The sequence below is a fragment of the Candidatus Erwinia dacicola genome (genome assembly GCF_001756855.1).
In the GTDB taxonomy this organism is placed as follows: Bacteria; Pseudomonadota; Gammaproteobacteria; order Enterobacterales; family Enterobacteriaceae; genus Erwinia; species Erwinia dacicola.
Genome location: NZ_MAYS01000511.1, coordinates 1 through 2,852, shown reverse-complemented (window position 1 = coordinate 2,852; position 2,852 = coordinate 1). Strand labels below are relative to the sequence as shown.

At 59.0% G+C, this 2,852-nt stretch carries 5 protein-coding genes; all 5 read left to right on the top strand.

Annotation, left to right across the window (positions count from 1 at the left end; all coding sequences use genetic code 11):
* Window positions 1–227 precede the first annotated feature (227 nt).
* Window positions 228–818, top strand: a complete 591-nt coding sequence (locus BBW68_RS13170) for a phage baseplate assembly protein V (protein WP_070135714.1) — start codon at window positions 228–230, stop codon at window positions 816–818.
* A complete protein-coding gene (locus BBW68_RS13165; protein ID WP_070135713.1) occupies window positions 815–1,165 on the top strand; it encodes a GPW/gp25 family protein in 351 nt (116 codons plus the stop codon). Before BBW68_RS13170 ends, BBW68_RS13165 begins: the two co-directional genes overlap by 4 nt.
* 4 nt (window positions 1,166–1,169) lie before the next feature.
* Window positions 1,170–2,078 (top strand): baseplate assembly protein, encoded by a 909-nt coding sequence (locus tag BBW68_RS13160; protein WP_070135712.1) that lies wholly within the window; start codon window positions 1,170–1,172, stop codon window positions 2,076–2,078.
* Entirely contained in the window at window positions 2,071–2,679 is a 609-nt protein-coding gene (locus BBW68_RS13155) for a phage tail protein I (RefSeq protein WP_070135711.1), read from the top strand. The genes BBW68_RS13160 and BBW68_RS13155 overlap by 8 nt, the downstream gene beginning before the upstream one ends.
* On the top strand, window positions 2,676–2,852 hold a 177-nt coding region (locus tag BBW68_RS13150), incomplete at its 3' end, for a phage tail-collar fiber domain-containing protein (RefSeq protein ID WP_186821338.1). The genes BBW68_RS13155 and BBW68_RS13150, both read left to right, overlap by 4 nt.

The window sequence follows — 2,852 nt, the reverse complement described above, 5'->3', positions numbered from 1 at the left end:
TAATCATTGATTGAATTATATTTGCCATGAAACCTGAACGTTGTTCCTGAAACTTACCCTCAAGATCCATTTTTAGAACTATTTTGAGATAGCGTGAGTTCAACTCTTTGATTTGTTCGTTAGCAAAATATTTTTTCATATGAATGACCGTTTTTTAATTGTCCGCTGACTTATAGGCAAACACTGATAAGTGGCTGGTTTCTCTGTGCCAGCACATTATGCCTCGCATGAACTCACAAATCCCAGAAATCCTGCGCCTGCTGCGCAACATGATCCGCATCGGCACCGTTTCCGCCATCAATCTGGAAGACGGGCTATGCCGCGTGGATACCGGTAATAACACCACCAACTGGCTGCACTGGCTGACCGCCCGTGCTGGTCGCACCCGCTCATGGAATGCGCCTTCCGTCGGTGAGCAGGTGCTTGTCCTGTGCCTGGGCGGTGAGCTTGATACCGGCTTTGTGCTGCCGGGCGTGTTCTCTGACGATAACCCGGCCCCGTCGGCGTCTGCTGATGCGCTGCACTGGTCATTTCCTGACGGTGCAGTGATTGAGTACGAACCGGAAAGCGGTGCGCTGAAGGCAACCGGCATCCAGACCGCGACCATTCAGGCAGCGGTAAAAATCCTGCTGGACTCGCCGGAGGTTGAGTGCTCGGCGCTGCTGAAAACCGCCACGCTGGAAGTGACCCAGGGCGGCACGATGAAAGGCAGCATTAAGCACAGCGGCGGCAGCTTCAGCTCTAACGGCGTTGTCGTTGACGATCACAATCACGGTGGCGTGCAGCGCGGCGGTGGCAGAACGGACGGCCCACAATGACAGCAGCAAAATATACCGGTATGAACCGGGAAACCGGCGGGGCGCTGACCGACCTCGATCACATCCGTCAGTCGGTGCGTGACATTCTGATGACACCCCTCGGTACCAGGGTGATGCGCCGGAACTATGGCTCACTGCTTTCTGCACTTATTGACCAGCCGCAAAACGAGTCGCTGCGCCTGCAGATTATGTCGGCCTGCTATATGGCGATCCTGCAGTGGGAACCCCGCGTAAAGCTGACCGGCATCAGTTATGAATCCGCGTTTAATGGCGGCATGGTGGTTGAACTCACCGGCACCCGCGCTGATAACGCGCAGGATTTTTCCCTGACCATCCCTGTGAGCTGAAACTATGGCAACTATCGACCTGAGCCAGCTACCCGCGCCCGACGTGGTGGAAATACTGGACTATGAAACGCTTCTGGCTGAACGCAAAGCCACGCTGATTTCGCTTTACCCGGCTGAACAGCAGGATGCCGTCGCCCGCACGCTGGCGCTGGAGTCCGATCCGGTGGTGAAACTGATACAGGAAAACGCGTATCGCGAAGTTATCCTGCGCCAGCGCGTCAACGAAGCGGCCAGCGCCGTCATGGTGGCGTATGCCCTGGCGGATGATTTAGACCAGCTCGGCGCAAACAGCGGCGTAACCCGCCTAACGCTGACGGCGGCGGATGAAACCACGATCCCGCCCACCGCTGCCGTGATGGAAAGCGACGATGATTTTCGTTTGCGTATTGCTGCCGCCTTTGAGGGGCTGAGCGTGGCCGGGCCGTCCGGCGCTTATGAGTACCACGCAAAAAGCGCTGACGGACGCGTGGCCGATGCGTCAGCGATCAGCCCGTCGCCTGCCTGCGTGACCGTCACCGTGCTGTCGCGGGAAGGAAATGGCGTGGCCGCTGCCGACCTGCTGGCCGTGGTGGATGCGGCGCTTAATGATGAAGACGTGCGCCCGGTAGCCGACCGGGTCACGGTGCAGACGGCGGAGATTGTGGATTACGCCGTGGATGCCGTCCTGTATCTCTTTCCGGGGCCGGAAGCTGAGCCAATACGCGCCGCAGCTGAGGAAAAGCTTGCCGCGTTCGTCAGTACCCAGGCGCGACTGGGCAGGGATATTCGTAAGTCGGCTTTATATGCGGCCCTGCATGTTGAGGGCGTGCAGCGTGTGGAGCTGGCGGAGCCTGCCGCCGATGTAGTACTGGATAAAACGCAGGCCGCGTACTGCACCGGCTGGGCGATTACGGTCGGGGGTTCGGATGAATGATCGCCTTCTGCCGGTCGGTTCGTCAGTGCTGGAAGTTGCCGCCGCCGAAGCCTGCGCACAAATCGAAAGCATACCAGTACCGCTGCGTAAGCTCTGGAGCGCTGCCGACTGTCCGGTGGAGCTGCTGCCTTATCTTGCGTGGGCGTGGTCAGTTGACCGCTGGGATTCCGGCTGGAGTGAATCAACAAAGCGCGCCGTCGTCTCCGCCTCGCAATACGTGCATAAACATAAGGGGACGCTCGGCTCAATTCGCCGCGTGGTGGAGCCGCTCGGCTATCTGATCCGCATCATTGAGTGGTGGCAGACAAACGAGGCGCCAGGCACGTTCCGCCTTGATGTGGGGGTACTGGATACCGGCATCACGGAGGAAATGTATAACGAGCTGGAGCGCCTGATAGCGGATGCGAAGCCGTGCAGTCGCCATCTGATCGGCCTGTCTATCAACCTTGACGCCAGTGGCGTGCTGCCGGTGGCCGCCGCCTGTTACACCGGCGACGAGCTGACCGTTTACCCCTATACCCCTGAAACCATCACCGTCAGCGGGCCGGGCTATTCCGGTGCGGCGGTTCATATAATTGATAACCTGAGAGTGAACGCATGACCGTAAAATATTATGCGCTGCTGACCAATCTGGGCGCGGCAAAGCTGGCAAACGCCGCCGCCCTCGGCACCAAACTGCAGATTACGCAGATGGCCGTCGGTGACGGCGGCGGCGCGTTACCCGCGCCCAACGCCAGCCAGACGGCGCTGATTAATGAGCAGCGCCGCGCCCCG

Bases quoted from the DNA above. Each gene is read 5' to 3' on its own strand.
- BBW68_RS13170 (WP_070135714.1), top strand. From the start codon at position 228: ATGAACTCACAAATCCCAGAAATCCTGCGCCTGCTGCGCAACATGATC.
- BBW68_RS13165 (WP_070135713.1), top strand. From the start codon at position 815: ATGACAGCAGCAAAATATACCGGTATGAACCGGGAAACCGGCGGGGCG.
- BBW68_RS13160 (WP_070135712.1), top strand. From the start codon at position 1,170: ATGGCAACTATCGACCTGAGCCAGCTACCCGCGCCCGACGTGGTGGAA.
- BBW68_RS13155 (WP_070135711.1), top strand. From the start codon at position 2,071: ATGAATGATCGCCTTCTGCCGGTCGGTTCGTCAGTGCTGGAAGTTGCC.